The organism is Methylobacterium sp. ME121, from assembly GCF_000974725.1.
Lineage (GTDB): Bacteria > Pseudomonadota > Alphaproteobacteria > Rhizobiales > Beijerinckiaceae > Methylobacterium > Methylobacterium radiotolerans.
In genome coordinates this window covers 60502-77782 of sequence record NZ_BBUX01000023.1, presented here as the reverse complement: position 1 = coordinate 77782, position 17281 = coordinate 60502, and the positions used below count along the sequence as shown (strand labels likewise).

Below are 17281 nucleotides of genomic sequence, written 5' to 3'. Positions count from 1 at the left end.
CGGCGAGATCGGGGCGCTGGGCGGCGCGATCCTGCCGAACGTCATGGGCCTGTCCAAGCAGTATACCGGCTCGTTCTCGCTGGGCTTCGTCGGCTACGCCGCCTTCACGGCGGTCGTCCTCGGCTGCCTCGCGCTCTGGCAGCGGAAGTGGGTCGGGAGCTGGGTCGGGCCGCGCGGCAAGGCACTCGGCGACCGCGGCCGAGGCCGAGCAGGGCCAGCTGCGGCCCGCGACCGCCTGACCGCCGCCGCAGCGTCTCGTAGCGGCGAACGACCTGTGACGGGGACCCTGGGGTCCCCGTTTTCAGTTGCAGCGCGAACGAGGAATTCGCGTGCCGGATGCAGGTCGGCGGTTGCCTTCCGCCTCGCAACGCGTTTGAATAATGCATTACGAGAAGGTGCCCGGCCGCGACGCCGAGGCGCCCGGCGACCGCTAGAGGCGGCGCCCCATGGGAGGAACGGTCGATGTCGAAGCGCTTCAGCGCCACGAACGGCGTGCTCGGCCTGCTCTGTGTGATGTACTTCATCACCTATCTGGACCGGGTGAACATCGCCACGGCCGGCGCGGAGATCATGCGCGATTTCGGCATGTCGAAGACCGATTTCGGTCTGATCCTGTCGGCCTTCGCCTACCCGTACGCGATCTTCCAGGTGATCGGCGGGTCGGTCGGCGACAAGTTCGGCGCCCGGCGCACGCTGCTCGCCTGCGGGGTGATCTGGGCCTCGGCGACCATCCTGACCGGCATGGTCGGCGGTCTCGTGAGCCTGTTCCTGGCCCGGGTGCTGCTCGGCTTCGGCGAGGGCGCGACCTTCCCGACCGCCACCCGCGCCATGCAGAACTGGACGGCGCCCGGCCGGCGCGGCTTCGCGCAGGGCATCACCCACGCCTTCGCGCGGCTCGGCAACGCGGTGGCGCCCCCGATCGTCGCCTTCCTGATCTACCATTTCGGCTGGCGGACCAGCTTCGTGATCCTCGGCGCGGTGAGCTTCGTCTGGGTCGCGATCTGGTGGCTGTACTTCCGTGACGACCCGTCCGAGCATCCGGCGATCACCAAGGCGGAGCTCGACACGCTGCCGCCGCCCCGCAAGGTCGGCGCGAAGCAGAGCGTGCCGTGGGGCGCCCTGACCCGCCGCATGCTGCCGGTCTCCATCACGTATTTCTGCTACGGCTGGACCCTGTGGCTGTTCCTCGGCTGGCTCCCGAGCTTCTTCAAGGAGAACTACAGCCTCGACCTGAAGAACTCGGCCCTGTTCGCCTCGGGCGTGTTCTTCGCGGGCGTCGTCGGCGACACGGTCGGCGGCATGCTCAGCGACTCGATCCTGCACCGCACCGGCAACGTGAAGCTCGCGCGCCTGTCGGTGATCGTGATCGGCTTCCTCGGGGCCGCCGCCAGCCTCGCCGGCGTGTTCATGACGCGGGACCTGACGCTCGTGGCGCTGCTCCTGTCCTCCGGCTTCTTCTTCGCCGAGCTCGTGATCGGACCGATCTGGTCCGTGCCGATGGATATCGCGCCGAAATATGCCGGGACCGCCAGCGGGCTGATGAACACCGGCTCGGCCGTGGCGGCGATCGTCTCGCCGATCGTCTTCGGCGTCATCGTGGACGCGACCGGGAGCTGGACGCTGCCCTTCGTCGGCTCGATCGGCCTGTGCCTGCTCGGCGCCGCGCTGGCCTTCACCATGCACCCCGAGCGGGAGTTCGTGGATCCCGTCACGCCGCCGGTCGCCCCCGCGGCCACCGTGCCGGCCGGGGAGTAGGGCGCGATGGCGGAAACGATGAAGCGGTCGGGCCCGCTCGCCGGGATGCGGGTGATCGAGCTCGCCCACATCATGGCCGGGCCGGTCTGCGGGTTGATGCTCGCCGACATGGGCGCGGAGGTGATCAAGGTCGAGAAGATGGAGGGCGACGACACCCGTCGCACCGTCCCGCCCGCCCTCGAGGGCGAGAGCGCCGCCTACATGATGATGAACCGCGGCAAGCGCGGCATCAGCCTCGACCTGAAGGATCCGGACGGCGTCGCGGTCCTGCGCCGCCTGCTCAAGGGCGCGGACGCCCTGATCGAGAACTACCGCGGCGGCACGATGGAGCGCCTCGGGATCGGGTACGAGACCCTGAAGGTCGAGTTCCCCGAGCTGGTCTACTGCTCGCTCTCCGGCTTCGGCCGCACCGGTCCCTACGCCGACCGGGCCGGGTTCGACCTCGTGGCGCAGGGCATGAGCGGCCTCATGTCGGTGACCGGGGAGGGCCCCGGGCGACCGCCGATGAAGTGCGGGCCGCCGGTCACCGACATCACCGCCGGCATCCTGGCCGCCATGGGCGTCCTGGCCGCCTACGCGAACCGGCTCCGGACGGGCCGGGGGCAGGCGGTCGACACGTCGCTGTTCGAGGCCGGCATCACCCACACCTACTGGCAGTCGGCCATCGCCATGGCGACCGGGATCGCGCCCGGCCCGATGGGCTCGGCCCATCCGCTGAACGCCCCCTACGAGGCCTTCGAGACCGCCGACGGCTGGATCACCATCGGCGCGGCCAACCAGACCAATTGGCTGCGCCTGCTCAAGGCCATCGGCGCCGACGACCTCGCCGAGGACCCGCGCTTCGCGCTCAACCGCGACCGGATGGCCAACCGGCACGACCTCGCCGCGACCCTCGCGCCGATCTTCCGGGCCCACAGCTCGGCCGAGTGGCTCGCCCGGCTCGAGGCCGGCGGCGTGCCGGCCGGACCGGTCCTCGACGTGAACGCGATGCACCGCGACCCGCAGGCGCTCGCCCGCGAGATGGTGGTCGAGGTGGATCACCCGCGGGTCGGGCGCATGAAGACCCTCGGCCTGCCGGTGAAGTTCTCCGAGACGCCGGGACGCGTGCACGGGCCGGCCCCGTTGCTCGGGGAGCATTCCCGGGCGATCCTGGCCGAGGCCGGGTACGCGCCGGCCGAGATCGACGCGCTGATCGCGCGGGGCGTGGTCCGCGAGACCGCGGCCTGACGCCGCCACCCGGAGACGCCGCGCATGACTGCCAAGCCCGCGACCGACGAGCTGCTGTTCACCACCGACGATGCCGGCATCGCCCGCATCGTCCTGAACCGCCCGCAGGCGCGCAACGCGCTCACCTTCGCGATGTATCAGGGCCTGATCACCTGCTGCGAGGCGATCGCCGGAAATCCGGCGGTCAAGGCGCTGATCATCACCGGCGCGGGCGACAAGGCCTTCGCGGCCGGGACCGACATCGCCCAGTTCCGCGACTTCAGCACCGCCGAGGACGCGCTGGGCTACGAGCGCTTCATGGACAAGGTGCTGGGCTCCCTGGAGCGGCTGCGGGTGCCGACCATCGCGGCGATCGCCGGGGCCTGCACGGGCGGCGGCGCGGCCATCGCGGCAGCCTGCGACCTGCGGATCGCCACCCGCGACGCGCGATTCGGCTTCCCGATCGCCCGCACCCTCGGCAACTGCCTGAGCCAGGGCAACCTCAAGCGCCTCTCCGGCCTGATCGGCCCGGCGCGGGTCAAGGACATCATCTTCACCGCCCGCCTCGTCGGCGCCGAGGAGGCGCTCGGCATCGGGCTCATCGGCGAGATGGTGGACGATCGCGCCGCGCTCACCGAGCGGGTGGACACCCTGGCGCAGCTGCTGGCCAACCACGCGCCGCTGACCATGCAGGCGACCAAGGAAGGGCTGCGGCGCCTCGCCGAGGAGGAGGCTGGCGCCGAGGGCGCCCCGCATCCCGGCGATGACCTGATCCTCATGTGCTACATGAGCCAGGACTTCCGCGAGGGCATGGAGGCCTTCCTCGGCAAGCGCACGCCCAACTGGACCGGGCGCTAGGACCGCTCCCGGTCGTGCCGCGACAGTCCGGAGGGAAGGCGTCTTCGGTAACGAGACAGTGGCGCCATGCCCCCTCTCCCGTGCGGGAGAGGGTTGGGGTGAGGGACGAGAACGTTCAGGATCAAGCGCGCGATCCTGCGTTGACGGCGCGCGCCTCGTCTGGACAGACCTGATCCCTCACCCTGTCCCTCTCCGGCACGGGAGAGGGGACCCGCGCCTCGTGCGGAGCGGCAACGGCGCTGACCACGCCGCTCAGCCCGGCAGCGCGCAGACATCGACCCAGGCGGCGCCGGTGAGCTCGGCCATACGCGCCGGCGCGATCCGCACCGAGCTGTGGGTGCTGCCGGCCGCCGGCACCACCTCGTCGAACGCTCTCAGCGAGACGTCGCAGTAGACCGGCAGCGGCGTCGGCAGGCCGAAGGGGCAGACGCCGCCCACCGGATGGCCGGTCACGGCCTCGACCTCGCCGAGATCGAGCATCCGCACCTTGCCGCCGAAGGCGGCCTTGGCCTTCCGGTTGTCGAGGCGCGCGTCGCCGCGCGTCACCACCAGGGCGACCTGCTCGCCGACGCGGATCGAGAGCGTCTTGGCGATCTGCGCCGGGACGACGCCGTGGCCCTCTGCCGCCTCGGCGACGGTCGCGGTGCTGGTTTCCAGGACGATGACCGCGATGTCGGGCGCCTTCTCGGCGAAGAAGGCGCGCACGGAAGTGAGGCTCATGGTTCGATCCGGAGCTCGAGATCTGCGCGGCGCGGCGCGCGCGCTGCCATAGGCGGCTCCGGGCGCGGCGGCCAGAGCGCCGACGCGGGTGGTAGCTGCGCGGAACGCGGCGCTCGCCCGACCGCGTCTCCTCACGCGGCGGGCCTCTCTCCGGGCGGAGAGGGGCCCGCCGCGCGGACTCGTTGCGCGTCTCGACCTACCGCGTCGTCGTCAGCAGCAGGTCCGGCAGCCACATCGCGATGCCCGGCACGAGGCACAGGATCAGGATCGCCACCGCCATCAGGATCACGAAGGGCAAGGTGCCCCAGATGATGTCCGAGAGCGGGATGTCGGGGGCGATGTTCTTGATGACGAAGATGTTCAGGCCCACCGGCGGGTGGATCAGGCCCATCTCCATGGTGATGGTCATCACAACGCCGAACCAGACGAGGTCGAAACCGGCGGCCTTGAGCGGTGGCAGGATGATCGGCGCCGTCATCAGGATGATCGAGACCGGCGGCAGGAAGAAGCCGAGCGCGATCACCAGCGCCAGGATGGTCACGAGCAGTACCCAGGGAGAGAGCTGCATCGCGACGATCGCGGCGGCGGCCGATTGCGAGATGTGCAGGTAGCTCATCACGTAGGCGTAGAGGAGCGACATGCCGATGATCAGCATCAGCATGGTCGATTCCCGCAGCGTCGCCGTCAGAATCGGCGTGACGTCGCGGAAGCGCCAGACGCCGTAGATCGCGGCGATCAGCGCCAGGGCCATCAGCCCGCCGAGGCCCGCGGTCTCGGACGGCGTGGCGTAGCCGCCGTAGAGCGCCACCATCACGCCGGTGAGCAGGACCACGAAGGGCAGGACCCGCGGCAGCGTCGAGAACCGCTGCGCCATGCTGTACTGCTCGTCGGCCAGGATCGGCGAGGCCGGCCCGCCGCGCTCCAGGGCCTCCTTGGCGGCGGCGTACTCGGAGCGGAACCGCACCATCGACCACGCGGCGAACAGGCCCACCAGCAGGAGACCCGGCCCGATGCCCGCGAGGAACAGGCGCCCGAGCGACTGCTCGGCCGCGACCGCGTACAGGATCATGGTGATCGAGGGCGGCAGCAGGATGCCGAGCGTGCCGCCCGCCGCGATGATCCCGGCCGCGAAGCCCGGCGAGTAGCCGCGCTTGCGCATCTCCGGGATGCCGGCCGAGCCGATCGCCGAGCAGGTGGCCGGGCTGGAGCCCGCCATGGCGGCGAACAGCGCGCAGGCGAAGACGTTGGCGATGCCCAGGCCGCCCGGGATGCGGTGCATCCAGGCATGCATGGCCGTGTAGAGATCCTGACCGGCCTTGGACCGGCCGATGGCAGCGCCCTTCAGGATGAAGAGCGGGATCGACAGCAGGGTGATCGAGGCCATCTCCTCGTAGACGTTCTGCGCCACCGTATCGAGGGAGGCGCCGGGCATGAACGCCACCATGAAGGCGAGCGCCACGAAGCCCAGCGCGAAGGCGATGGGGATGCCCGAGAGCATCGCCCCGAGGGTCGCGCCCGCGTACAGGAAGCCGATCGCGGCCGTGCTCATCGTTCAACCTTCGCGGAAACGGTCTGACCCAGCGGATCCGGTCCTCGGGGCGCGACCTCGGCCGCCCCGTGCATGTCGCGATTGACGTCGGCCCCGAGCCCGATCTTGGGCTGCGCCCATCCGGCGGCCCGCGGCCCGTAGGCGAGGGCCTCCGCGATCTGCAGGACGAACTGGAGGCACAGCAGGCTCATGCCGACGGACATGAGCGTGTAAGGGATCCACAGCGGCGGCCCCCAGGTCGATTGCGAGACCTGTCCGTCGACCCAGGCCTCGTGATCGAGGGACCAGCTCTTCCACGCGAAGAACAGGCAGAAGGCGAGGCTGACCAGGTCGGCCAGGAGGAGCCGCACCCGGTTCGCGGCCGGCGGGAGGAGACCGGTCAACGCCTCGATCGCCACGTGCCCCCGCTTGGCCTGGACGCCGGCCGCCGACAGGAAGGTGGCCCCGATGATCAGGAACACCGCCATCTCGTCCTGCCACTCCGTCGGCTCCTTCAGGAGGTAGCGGACGACGACGCTATGGGTGAGCACGAGGCAGGCCGCCACGAGGCAGAGACCGCCCAGGGCCAGGATCACCCTGTTCAGGAGGCGCATGCCCCGGTCGAAGGCGCCGAGGAGGCCCGGCAGGCGCGGCTCTTCGGCCCCGCGCGCCTCCGGAGCGGCCGTGGCCGCGTCGAAGCCGTGGCTCACGCGACCTGCTCCGCGAGCTTCAGCAGCTCCGCGCAGTTCGCGTTCTTGGCGGCGTAATCCTTCCAGGCGGTGTTGCGGGCGAGATCCCGCCACTGGCCGAGGGATTTCTCGTCGACCTGGACGACTTTGGCGCCGGCCTTGGCGAAGATCTCCTCGACCCGGGTGTCGTCCTCCTTCGCGCCGGACTGACCGAAGGCTTCGAGCTCCGTGCCGACCGCCATGATCAGGTCCTGCTGCTCCTTCGGCAGGCCCGAGAACACGATCTTGGACATCATGATCGGCTCGAGCATGAACCAGTAGGAGCGCTCGCGCCCCGAGGTCAGCGCCTTGGACAGCTCCTCCAGGCGGAAGGAGATCAGGCTCGTGGAGGAGGTGATCACCGCGTCGCAGGCGCCGGTCTGCATCGCCGCGTAGGACTCGTTCGACGGGATCGAGAGGGTGGCCGCGCCGGCCTCCTTCATCATCATGTCCATCTCGCGCGAGCCGCCGCGGACCTTCATGCCCTTGGCGTCGGCCGGCGCCACGAGGGCGCGCTCCCGGCTCGCGACGCCGCCGGCCTGCCAGACCCAGGAGACCAGGATGATGCCCTTCGCGTCCAGAATCTCGGTGAGCTTGCGGCCGACCGGAGCCGCCTTCCACGCCACCGCCTGGGCGTAGGACGTCACCAGGGCGGGCATCAGGCCGATGTTGAGCTCCGGGATCTCGCCACCCGCGTACGGGCTCGGGTAGAGCGACATGTCGAGCGCGCCCTTGCGCATGGCGCCGAACTGGGCGTTCGTCTTCATCAGCGAGGAGCCCGGGTAGACCTGGACGTCCAGGGCGCCCTTCGAGCGCTCGCCGACCATCTTGGCGAACTTCCGGCACATGCGGTCGCGGAAATCGCCCTCGTCGATCGTGCCGCCGGGAAACTGGTGGGACAGCTTCAGCGTCGTGGCCGCCTGGGCGCTGTTCAGGCCGAACCGCAGGATGGCCGGTGCCGCGAGCGTGGCCGCGATCAGCGAGCGACGAGTGGGCGTCATGAAGCTCTCCCGCACCGCAAACAACGCGGCGTACTTTTGTGCGCCGCAATAGTGCGGCGCTTCGTTGTATGCATGGAAAACCGGCTTGTATATTTTGTCAATGCTCCAGCATAATGTTCGCGTGCGTCGAACATCCGCCGGCCTCAACGGGCGGGGCGTCGCGCGGCCCGATCATCGGGGAGGAACCGGGAGCATGAGCCACGCGCAGCGGCTGAGGCAGCGTATCGAGGACGAGATCGTCTCGGGCGAGCTCGCCCTGGGGTCGCGGCTCGACGAGAACCAGCTCGCGGCCCGTTTCGGGGTCTCGCGCACGCCGATCCGCGAGGCGCTGCTGCAGCTCGCCGTCACCGGGCTCGTGCAGACGAAGCCCCGGCGCGGCGCGATCGTCAGCGCCCCCGAGCCGCACCTGCTGCTCGCCATGTTCGAGACGATGGCGGAGATCGAGGCGGCGTGCGGCCGCCTCGCGGCGCGCCGCCTCGTCGCCGAGGACGCCGCCGCGCTGCGCGCCGCGCTGGAGGGCTGCCGCGCCGCCCTGGCGACCGAGGACACCGAGGCCTACTACGCCGAGAACTACGTGTTCCACACGGTAGTGTACCGCGCGAGCCGGAACGCGTTCCTGGCGGAGCAGGCGCTGTCGCTCCATCGCCGTCTCGCCCCGTACCGGCGGCTGCAGCTGCGCGTGCGCCAGCGCCTGCCGCAATCGCTGGCCGAGCACGAGGCGATCGTCGCCGCGATCATCGCGGGCGACGAGGCCGGCGCCGCGGACGTCCTCCGCAGCCACGTGATCGTCCAGGGCGACCGCTTCACCGATCTCGTGGCGGGTTTGCGGGCGCCGAGCGCCGCCTGAGCGGAGCAGCCGCAGCCGCGAGGCCGGTGCGGGCGGCCCGTCCGATCCGAAGCGGGTCCGAAGGCCACGCTTTCATCGCGTCCTAACCCTGCGCGCAGGTCGGACTGCGTAGGTGTTCCGCCTGACTCGACCGTAAGTTGCAGTACCGGCATTGTTCGCCCGAACCGGGGACAGATCATGCTGAAGGACGTCGTCAGGAGCGCGGGCCGCCGGGCGGGAGTGGATATCTTCCGGGCGAGCCGGGAGGCGTTCCGCTGGAGCCACACGGTCCACGACTACTACCCCGTCGTGCCGTCGTCGCGCTGGACGCGGGGCCGGGCGCCGCACGGCCAGCTCAAGGCGGTGCTCGGCCGGTCCCACGCCGCCTACGATCGCTTCCTCACCGAACTCGAGGCGCAGGCGGACCTGCTGCACAGCGTCCCGCACGACGCCCCAATGGCCGGCGCCGCGACACCCCACTGGAACAACACGTGGTTCACCGCCCTCGACGGCGCCGCGCTGATGACGATGCTGGCCTGGAAGCGCCCCGCGCGATTCTTCGAGATCGGCTCCGGCTGCTCCACCTGCTTCGCGCGGCACGCGATCGATACCCTGACGTTGCCGACGCGGATCACCTCCATCGATCCGATGCCGCGCCGCGAGATCGACGCCCTCTGCGACTGGACCGTGCGCAGCCCGCTCGAAGCCTGCGACCTGAAGATCTTCGAGGAACTGAAGGCCGGCGACATCCTGTTCTTCGACGGATCGCACCGCTCCTTCGCCAATTCGGACGTGACCGTGTTCTTCTTCGAGGTCATGCCGCGCCTCGCGCCGGGCGTGATCGTGCAGATCCACGACATCTTCATCCCGGACGACTACCCGTCCGCGTGGAACTGCCGGCTGTACAACGAGCAGTACCTGCTCGCGGCGATGCTGCTGTGCGGCGCGCCGCCGTTCCGGGTAACCGTGCCGGTGATGTACATCTGCCAGGACCCTGCCATGAGCGCCCGGGTCAGGACGGTGTTCGCCGCCCGCGGCGCCGGCCCCGACATCCCGTTCCTCTACGCGAACGATTCGCGCACGCCGGGCGCGTCGTTCTGGTTCGAGATGACCGGGATGCCCGGCTGATCGCGCGCCTCCTCGATGGCGCCGGCCGCCCGCCGCGATTGAGGCGTTCAGGCCGTCTCGGCGGCACCGTAATTGGCGGCGATCACCGACTTCTTCCCGCGGATGTGCTCGCGCATCAGCACGGCCAGGGCGGCACCGTCGCGGGCGCGCAGCAGCGCGATCATCCGCTCGTGCTCGGAGACCGCGCGGGCCCACTGCTCCGGGGTCTGGTGGGCGGAGTAGCGCGAGCGCTGGATCCGGCCCGACAGGCTCTCGTAGATGTTGGCGAGGATCGTGTTGCGGCTCGCCGCCATGATCCCCTCGTGGATCCGGCGGTTGTGGCTGAAGTAGCCGGCCTCGTCGCCGGCCTTCCAGGCCTCGACCATCGCGTCGTGATCGACCACCAGGGCGTCGATGTCGGCGTCGGTGATCGTCCGGCAGGCGAGGTCGCCGGCCGTCGCCTCGAGGCCGGCGATCACCTCCATCATCTCCTCGAGCTCGCCGTCCGAGATGCTGGCGACGCGGGCCCCGCGGTTCGGGAGCAGCTCGAGGAGACCTTCTGTCGCCAGGATCTTGATCGCCTCGCGGAGCGGGGTCCGCGAGATCCCGAAGCGCTCGGTCAGCTCGCCCTCGTTGATCCGCGCCTTCGGCTCCATCTCGCCGGACCGGATCAGCTCGCGCATGCGCTCGGCGACCTCGTCGTGGAGGTAGCGGCGGCTGATTCCGATCCCAGGCTCGATTTTGTTCATGGTCCCCCGACACACGTCAGGTCAGTGCGACCTGTGGTCTATGTGTAGGTGCCCGGCAATGGAGTGTCGAGGCGCGAGGGCCCGATCCAACACGCGAGCCACATGTTCCGCCCGGAGACCCAGCCCGTCGTGGATCTGATGGCGGCAGCTCGTCCCGTCGGCGACCACGAGATCGTCGGGCCCGGCGGCGCGCAGGGCGGGGAACAGCGACAGCTCCGCCATCGCGAAGGACGTCTCGATCGATTCCGGCCGGTAGCCGAAGGCGCCCGCCATCCCGCAGCAACTCGATTCGATGACCCGCAGGTTGAGCCCCGGGACCGCCCGGAGCACCGTCTCGACCGAGCCCATCGCGCCGAAGGATTTCTGGTGGCAGTGCCCGTGCAGATGCGCGACGCGGCCGCCCTGGTCGGCGAACGGCAGCGCGATCCGGCCCACCGTCAGGTCGGTCGCCAGCAACTCCTCGAACAGGAACGACCGCTCGGCCAGCAGCGCCGAGTCCGCGCCCGGCAGCAGCGCTGCGAACTCGTCCCGGAAGGTGAGCAGGCAGGACGGTTCCAGGCCGACCACGCGGGCGCCCGCGCGGAGGAACGGCAGCAGCGCGTCGACGGTGCGGCGCGCCTCCTGGCGCGCCCGGTCGGTCTGGCCGGCGGAGAGCCAGGTCCGGCCGCAGCAGAGGGGACGCCGGCCGCGGGACGGGTAGATCCGGTGCAGCCGGTAGCCCGCGGCCCGCAGCACGCGCTCGGCCGCCTCGAGGTTCTCCCGCTCGAAGGCGCGGTTGAAGGTGTCGCCGAACAGGATCACGTCGCGGTAATCCCCGACGACGTCCTGCGCGTGGGCGGGCTCGCCCTGCTCGCTCCAGGGCCGGCGCCAGCGCGGCAGCGAGCGCTTGGCCGAGAGGCCGGCGAGTCGCTCCGACAGGGCGGCGAGGGCCGGGTATCGGTCCCGCAGATTGAGGAGCGGCGCCAGCTTCGCGGCGGCCCCGGCATAGAGCGGCATCGCCGCGATGAGGCGCTCCCGCAGGGGAAGCCCGTGGCGGGCGTGGTAGTGGTGCAGGAACTCGATCTTCATCTTGGCCATGTCGACGCCGGTCGGGCACTCGCGGCGGCAGGCCTTGCAGGACACGCAGAGATCGAGGGTGCGCTTCATCTCCGGGCTGGTGAAGGCGTCCTTTCCGAGCTGGCCCGAGATGGCGAGCCGCAGCGAATTGGCCCGCCCGCGGGTCAGGTGCTGCTCCTCCCCGGTGGCCCGGTAGGAGGGGCACATCGCGCCGCCGGCGAGCTTCCGGCAGGTGCCGTTGTTGTTGCACATCTCGACGGCGGAGCCGAAGCCGCCCCAGTCCGACCAGTCCAGAGCGGTCTTCATCGGGGCCGAGACCGTGTAGTCCGGCTTGAACCGGAACAGGCTGCGATCGTCGAATTTCGGCGCCCGCACGATCTTGCCGGGGTTGAGTCGGTTGTCCGGGTCGAACGCGTCCTTCACGGTCTCGAAGGCGCGGGTGAGGGTCGCGCCGAAGAGCGGCTCCACGAATTCCGAGCGCGAGATGCCGTCGCCGTGCTCGCCGGAATACGAACCCTTGTAGCGACGCACCAGCTCGGAGGTCTCCTCCGCGATCGCCCGCATCCGCCGGACATCGCCGGCGTCCTTCATGTCGAGGATCGGGCGGACATGCAGGCAACCGACCGAGGCGTGGGCGTACCACGTGCCGCGGGTGCCGTTCTTGGTGAAGACCTCCGTCACCGCGTCCGTGTAGTCGGCGAGGTGCTCCAGCGGGACGGCGCAGTCCTCGATGAAGGAGACCGGCTTGGCGTCCCCCTTCATCGACATCATGATGTTGAGGCAGGCCTCGCGGACCTCCCAGACCGATCTCTGGCGGGCGGGCTCGACCACCTCCACGACGGCGTCCGGAAAGCCGTGATCGGCCATGCAGGCGTCGAGTCGCTCCAGGTCGCGCCGGAGGGTCGCGAGGTCGTCTCCGGCGAACTCGGTCAGGAGCAGGCAGTTCGGCTTGCCTTTGGTGATGTCGGCGAGCGTCGTGCGGAACAGCGGGATGTCGGCGCCGAGCACGAGGACGTTGTTGTCGACGAGCTCGACCGCCACCGGATCCAGGCCGACGATGTGCCGCGTCGTCTCCATGGCGGCCCGGAAGGACGGGAAGTGGCACACGCCCATCACCCGGTGCGTCGGCAGGCGCGAGAGCTTCAGCGTCACCGCGGTGGTCGCGGCCAGCGTGCCCTCGGAACCGACGAGCAGGTGCGCGAGGTTCGGCTGGGCCTCGATCAGCGCATCGAGGTTGTAGCCGCCGACACGGCGCTGAACCTTGGGGTAGCGCGCCTCGATCTCGGCGCGGTGGTCCTCGGCGAGGCCGCGCATCCGCGCGGCCAGCGCCGCGGCCCGATCCGATCCGTTCACGCCCGGATGAGCGTTGCCGGTCAGGCCGAAGCCGAAGGCCTCACCGTCGTGGAGCAGCGCCTCGATCGCCAGAACGTTGTCGCTCATCTTGCCGTAGCGCAGGGAGCGGGCCCCGCAAGAATTGTTGCCCGCCATGCCGCCGATGGTGCAGCGGGTCGCCGTCGAGGGCTCGACCGGGAAGAACCAGCCGTCGGCCTTCACCCGGGTGTTCAGGCGCTCCAGCACCATGCCGGGCTCGACCGTGATCGTGCCGGCCTCCGCGTCGTAGGCCAGGACGCCGTTGAAGTACCGCGAGCAGTCGACCACGAGCCCCGACCCGATCGGCTGGCCGTTCTGCGAGGTGCCGCCGCCGCGCAGGATCACCGGCGCGCCGTGCTCGGCGGCGATGCGCAGGGTCGCGGCGATGTCGGCGGCGGAGCGTGGCAGCACCACACCGGCCGGCATGATCTGGTAGATCGACGCGTCGGTACTGTAGCGCCCGCGGGTGAACGCGTCGAAGCGCGCCTCACCCTGGAGCTGCTCCGCCAGCCTGCGCGGCAATCCGGCATCCAGCCGCGCCGCGGCACGCGGCGTCGGGGCATGCGCCCTCGCTTCCGTCACGATCGATCCCTCCCGGGATGGGACGCGCCCACCCGCCGGGAAATGTATTCAAAATTCACTGCGGAGCAAACCGGCCGCGGCGTCGCGCCGGGAGGTCTGCCGGCGCCCTGCGCGGCGGCCTGCCCCGAAGGACGCCGCGATCGTCGCCCGGCGCGCGGCGTTTTTCAATTCCGCGGCGACCCGGCGCGTCCGGCGCCGCGTCCGCCGAACCGATCGCGATTCGGAAACGGCCTCAGTGGTTGTCCCGCGGGACCCCGGAGGCCTGCGCGACCTTCTGGAACTTCACCGCCCCCTTCATCACCATGCCCTGGTCGAGCTGATCGACCTGATCGCGGTAGATCTCCTGCCAGGGCGTCTGAGTCGCCGGGTAGGGATAGCCGCCGCGCGCCGCCAGATCCGCGCGCCGGCGGGCGAGTTCCTCCGCCGGCAGCAGGATGTCGGCGCTCCGGCGGTTGAGGTCGATGCGGATGCGGTCGCCGGTCTGCAGCAGCGCAAGCCCGCCCCCTGCGGCCGCCTCGGGTGAGGCGTTCAGGATTGCGGGCGTTCCGGAGGTGCCGGATTGCCGGCCGTCGCCGATGCAGGGCAGGGAGGTGACGCCGCGCCGGATCAGGGCGCCGGGCGGCTGCATGTTCACCACCTCGGCGGCCCCCGGATAGCCGATCGGACCGGCCCCGCGCATGATCAGGATGGTGGTCTCGTCGATGTCGAGCGCCGGGTCGTCGATCCGCGTGTGGTAATCCTCCGGACCGTCGAACACCATGACGCGGCCCTCGAAGGCCATCGGGTCGTTCGGATTGCGCAGGTAGCGGGCTGCGAATTCCTCGGAGATCACGCAGGTCTTCATGATCGCGGAGTCGAACAGCGTCCCCTTGAGGTTCAGGAAGCCCGCGCGCTCCATCAGCGGCGCGTCGTAGGCGCGGATCACGTCGCGATTCCAGCTGTGCCGTCCGCGGTAATTCTCGCCGACGGTCCGGCCGTTGCAGGTCAGGGCGCCCTCGTGGACCTTCCCGGCCTCGATCAGCTCGGCGAAGACCGCCGGGAGGCCGCCCGCGCGGAAATACTCCTCGCCGAGCCAGCGGCCGGCAGGCTGCATGTCCACCAGGAGCGGGATCTCGAACCCGACCCGTTCCCAGTCGTCGCAGCTCAGCGGCACGCCGATATGCTTGGCGATGGCGTTGATGTGGATCGGCGCGTTGGTCGACCCGCCGATCGCGGCGTTGGCCACGATGGCGTTCTCGAAGGCCTCGCGGGTGAGGATGTCGGACGGCTTCAGGTCCTCCCAGACCATCTCGACGATCCGCTGCCCAGTGGCGTAGGCGGCCTGGCCGCGCTCGCGGTACGGCGCCGGGATCGCCGCCGAGCCGGGCAGGGCGAGCCCGAGCGCCTCGGCGAGGGCGTTCATCGTCGAGGCGGTGCCCATGGTGTTGCAATGGCCGGTCGAGGGTGCCGACGACCCGACGATGTCCATGAACTGCTGGAAGTCGATGTCGCCCGCCGCGTGCCGCTCGCGCGCCTTCCAGACGATCGTGCCCGAGCCGGTCAGCTCCTTGTGGAAGTAGCCGTTGAGCATCGGCCCGACATTCAGCGAGATCGCCGGGATGTTGACCGTCGCCGCCGCCATCAGGCACGCCGGCATGGTCTTGTCGCATCCGGTCAGCAGCACGACCCCGTCGAGCGGGTAGCCGTACAGAACCTCCACCAGGGACAGGTAGGCGAGGTTGCGGTCGAGCGACGCGGTCGGCCGCTTCCCCGTCTCCTGGATCGGGTGACAGGGGAACTCGAAGGCGACGCCGCCGGCCGCCGTGATCCCCTCCCGCACCCGCTTGGCGAGCTCGATGTGGTGGCGGTTACAGGGTGAGAGGTCGGAACCCGTCTGGGCGATGCCGATCAGGGGCTTGCCCGACCGCAGCTCCTCCGGCGTCAGGCCGTAATTGAGGTAGCGCTCCAGGTAGAGGGCGGTCATGCCCGGGTTGTGGGGGTTGTCGAACCAGGCCTTCGAGCGCAGGTCGGCGGGCGTGATCCGGCGTTTGTCGCTCATGGTCGCTTCCTCGCATCCTGGGGCCGGCGCTGGCGATCCGGCTTCTGTGTTCCGCTGCCGCCGCGGGCATCGCGACATCGGTCGCGGCGCCGCGGGCTCGATCTTGCAATACTCCGGCGGGTAATCAGCCGCAGCACCGTCGACGCTGGATTGATTTCAGGACAGCATCCGCGTGTCACCGTCGATGGAGATGGCCTGCCCCGAGATCGTCCGGCCGCGCGGCGAGCAGAGCAGCAGGATCTGGTCGGCGAGCTGCCGCGCCGTGACGTATTCCTTCACCGACACGAACGAGAACGCCCGCGCCTCCATGTCGGCGAAGCTCGTGCCCTGCTGCTGGGCCTTCGATTCGAGCACCCGGCGCTGGCGATCCCCGGCGACGAGACCCGGCAGGATCGCGTTCACCCGGATCCCCGCGCCGCCGAGCTCGATCGCCAGGGACTTGGTGAAGCCGATCACTCCCCATTTGGCGGCCGCGTACGGACTGCGCAGGGCGAATCCGAACTTGCCCGCGGCCGAGGAGAGGTTGACGATCGAGGCGTTGGCACTCTGGCGGAGGTGCGGCACCGCCAGCCGCGCGCAGTTGAATTGGCTGGTCAGGCAGACCGTGAGGCAGCGGTCCCAGTCCTCGGGGGCGATCTCCTCGACCCGGCCGGTCGGGCCGGCGATCCCGGCATTGTTGACCAGCACGTCGAGGCCCCCGAGGAACTCGATTGCCTGGTCCATCATCGCGGCGACGGCGTCGCGGTCGGCGACGTCGGTGCGGCTGCGCCCGACGGTGTCGGGCAGTGCGGCCAGGGCCTCAGCGTCGATATCGCAGGCGAAGACGCGCGCGCCTTCCTCCACGAACGCGTCGACGATCCCGCGGCCGATCCCGGCAGCGCCCGCCGTCACCACGACGCGCAGGCCGGCAATTCCCAGATCCATGGTCAGTCCTCTCCCTGAACGTCCCGCAGGCCGCCGCGGGTCAAGATGAACTCCGCGGCCTCCCGGATGTCGGCCGCGATCGCGGCCGCGGCCGCCGCGCCGTCCCGAGCCTCGATGGCCGCCACGGCCTCGGCGTGCCGCCGGAGCGCGAAGCCCTGGAGCAGGCGTTCCGGATGGGCGCGCAAATCCAGGTTGATCACTGGACCCGCCTTCAACCAGAGGCGGGCGATGATCTCCTGCAGGGGGCCGAGCCCGCAGGCGCCGTAGATCGCGAAATGCAGGTCGCGGTTGAGCTGAACGGCCCGCGCCCTGTCGGGCTCCGGCGCCTCGGCCTCGGCCCGGAAGGCCGCCTCGGCGCGCCGGATCGCCGCGAGCTCGGCCGCCGTCCGACGCTCGGCGGCCCGCGCCACAGCGATGCCCTCGACCGCGATGCGTGTCTCGACAAGGGCGCGGAAAGCCGGGGCCCCCATGACCGGTACCCGGATCACCCGATTCGGCGCCACTTCCAGCACGCCGTCCGCGGCGAGCCGGCTCACCGCCTCGCGCACCGGCATGACCGAGACGCCGAGGGCCGCCGCGCTCTGGCGCAGGGACAGCCGGTCGCCCGGCGCCAGCCGCCCCGAGGCGAGGAGGTCCGACAGGGCCTCGTAGACGGTATCGGACAGGGTCCGCCGCGCGAGCTGGGGCAGTTCGGCGAGGGCCAGGGTGGAATTCATGTGCCGACACTAGACGGATCCGGCACTATCGCGCTAGTGATCTGTGATCACAGTTCGGGTGAGGGCCGTCAGAGCCCGCCGCAACAACCCGGCTGGAGGACACGCACGGGAGCGGA

Annotated in this window: 14 protein-coding genes and 1 pseudogene; 6 read left to right on the top strand and 9 right to left on the bottom strand. The window is 70.5% G+C overall.

Annotation, left to right across the window (positions count from 1 at the left end; all coding sequences use genetic code 11):
* The 4 genes and pseudogenes from ME121_RS33705 to ME121_RS16290 all read left to right on the top strand — a co-directional run.
* Window positions 1–226: pseudogene (locus ME121_RS33705) on the top strand (MFS transporter); the annotation flags it as partial.
* A 236-nt stretch (window positions 227–462) separates the two neighbouring features.
* Window positions 463–1755, top strand: a complete 1293-nt coding sequence (locus tag ME121_RS16300; RefSeq protein WP_012319868.1) for an MFS transporter — start codon at window positions 463–465, stop codon at window positions 1753–1755.
* A 6-nt stretch (window positions 1756–1761) separates the two neighbouring features.
* Window positions 1762–2982: a CaiB/BaiF CoA transferase family protein gene (locus ME121_RS16295; RefSeq protein WP_012319867.1), complete on the top strand. Its 1221-nt coding sequence runs from the start codon at window positions 1762–1764 to the stop codon at window positions 2980–2982.
* 24 nt (window positions 2983–3006) lie between these two features.
* Window positions 3007–3819, top strand: coding sequence for an enoyl-CoA hydratase/isomerase family protein (locus ME121_RS16290; protein WP_059409201.1), 813 nt, complete (start codon window positions 3007–3009; stop codon window positions 3817–3819).
* A gap of 252 nt (window positions 3820–4071) precedes the next feature.
* Here the strand turns inward: ME121_RS16290 and ME121_RS16285 are convergent, their stop codons facing one another.
* From ME121_RS16285 to dctP, 4 genes are all read right to left on the bottom strand, one after another.
* The gene (locus ME121_RS16285; RefSeq protein ID WP_012319865.1) at window positions 4072–4539 is read right to left on the bottom strand and encodes a YbaK/EbsC family protein; all 468 of its coding nucleotides are present in this window, start codon (window positions 4537–4539) and stop codon (window positions 4072–4074) included.
* A gap of 196 nt (window positions 4540–4735) precedes the next feature.
* On the bottom strand, window positions 4736–6088 hold the full coding sequence (locus ME121_RS16280; RefSeq protein ID WP_024829636.1) for a TRAP transporter large permease: 1353 nt from the start codon (window positions 6086–6088) through the stop codon (window positions 4736–4738).
* Complete coding sequence (locus ME121_RS16275; RefSeq protein ID WP_012319863.1) at window positions 6085–6777, bottom strand: TRAP transporter small permease; 693 nt, start codon at window positions 6775–6777, stop codon at window positions 6085–6087. The genes ME121_RS16280 and ME121_RS16275 overlap by 4 nt, the downstream gene beginning before the upstream one ends.
* Window positions 6774–7796, bottom strand: a complete 1023-nt coding sequence (gene dctP, locus ME121_RS16270) for a TRAP transporter substrate-binding protein DctP (RefSeq protein ID WP_012319862.1) — start codon at window positions 7794–7796, stop codon at window positions 6774–6776. The genes ME121_RS16275 and dctP overlap by 4 nt, the downstream gene beginning before the upstream one ends.
* Window positions 7797–7989: 193 nt before the next feature.
* On the opposite strand from dctP, the gene ME121_RS16265 reads away from it, so the two are divergent.
* Entirely contained in the window at window positions 7990–8643 is a 654-nt protein-coding gene (locus ME121_RS16265; RefSeq protein ID WP_012319861.1) for a GntR family transcriptional regulator, read from the top strand.
* Between the two features lie 177 nt (window positions 8644–8820).
* Window positions 8821–9750, top strand: coding sequence for a class I SAM-dependent methyltransferase (locus ME121_RS16260; protein WP_059409200.1), 930 nt, complete (start codon window positions 8821–8823; stop codon window positions 9748–9750).
* 47 nt (window positions 9751–9797) lie between these two features.
* Here the strand turns inward: ME121_RS16260 and ME121_RS16255 are convergent, their stop codons facing one another.
* The 5 genes from ME121_RS16255 to ME121_RS16235 form a co-directional block, all read right to left on the bottom strand.
* Window positions 9798–10478: a GntR family transcriptional regulator gene (locus ME121_RS16255; RefSeq protein ID WP_012319859.1), complete on the bottom strand. Its 681-nt coding sequence runs from the start codon at window positions 10476–10478 to the stop codon at window positions 9798–9800.
* 21 nt (window positions 10479–10499) lie between these two features.
* The gene (locus ME121_RS16250) at window positions 10500–13487 is read right to left on the bottom strand and encodes an FAD-binding and (Fe-S)-binding domain-containing protein (protein WP_059409199.1); all 2988 of its coding nucleotides are present in this window, start codon (window positions 13485–13487) and stop codon (window positions 10500–10502) included.
* Window positions 13488–13719: 232 nt separating this feature from the next.
* Window positions 13720–15525 (bottom strand): IlvD/Edd family dehydratase, encoded by a 1806-nt coding sequence (locus ME121_RS16245; protein ID WP_029357526.1) that lies wholly within the window; start codon window positions 15523–15525, stop codon window positions 13720–13722.
* Window positions 15526–15681: 156 nt separating this feature from the next.
* The gene (locus tag ME121_RS16240) at window positions 15682–16449 is read right to left on the bottom strand and encodes an SDR family oxidoreductase (RefSeq protein ID WP_059409198.1); all 768 of its coding nucleotides are present in this window, start codon (window positions 16447–16449) and stop codon (window positions 15682–15684) included.
* A gap of 2 nt (window positions 16450–16451) precedes the next feature.
* Window positions 16452–17165 carry a GntR family transcriptional regulator gene (locus tag ME121_RS16235; protein WP_012319855.1) on the bottom strand — a complete coding sequence of 238 codons (714 nt, stop codon included), beginning with the start codon at window positions 17163–17165 and terminating at the stop codon, window positions 16452–16454.
* Window positions 17166–17281: the final 116 nt, after the last annotated feature.

Bases quoted from the DNA above. Each gene is read 5' to 3' on its own strand.
- ME121_RS16300 (WP_012319868.1), top strand. From the start codon at position 463: ATGTCGAAGCGCTTCAGCGCCACGAACGGCGTGCTCGGCCTGCTCTGT.
- ME121_RS16295 (WP_012319867.1), top strand. From the start codon at position 1,762: ATGGCGGAAACGATGAAGCGGTCGGGCCCGCTCGCCGGGATGCGGGTG.
- ME121_RS16290 (WP_059409201.1), top strand. From the start codon at position 3,007: ATGACTGCCAAGCCCGCGACCGACGAGCTGCTGTTCACCACCGACGAT.
- ME121_RS16285 (WP_012319865.1), bottom strand. From the start codon at position 4,539: ATGAGCCTCACTTCCGTGCGCGCCTTCTTCGCCGAGAAGGCGCCCGAC.
- ME121_RS16280 (WP_024829636.1), bottom strand. From the start codon at position 6,088: ATGAGCACGGCCGCGATCGGCTTCCTGTACGCGGGCGCGACCCTCGGG.
- dctP (WP_012319862.1), bottom strand. From the start codon at position 7,796: ATGACGCCCACTCGTCGCTCGCTGATCGCGGCCACGCTCGCGGCACCG.
- ME121_RS16265 (WP_012319861.1), top strand. From the start codon at position 7,990: ATGAGCCACGCGCAGCGGCTGAGGCAGCGTATCGAGGACGAGATCGTC.
- ME121_RS16260 (WP_059409200.1), top strand. From the start codon at position 8,821: ATGCTGAAGGACGTCGTCAGGAGCGCGGGCCGCCGGGCGGGAGTGGAT.
- ME121_RS16255 (WP_012319859.1), bottom strand. From the start codon at position 10,478: ATGAACAAAATCGAGCCTGGGATCGGAATCAGCCGCCGCTACCTCCAC.
- ME121_RS16245 (WP_029357526.1), bottom strand. From the start codon at position 15,525: ATGAGCGACAAACGCCGGATCACGCCCGCCGACCTGCGCTCGAAGGCC.
- ME121_RS16240 (WP_059409198.1), bottom strand. From the start codon at position 16,449: ATGGATCTGGGAATTGCCGGCCTGCGCGTCGTGGTGACGGCGGGCGCT.
- ME121_RS16235 (WP_012319855.1), bottom strand. From the start codon at position 17,165: ATGAATTCCACCCTGGCCCTCGCCGAACTGCCCCAGCTCGCGCGGCGG.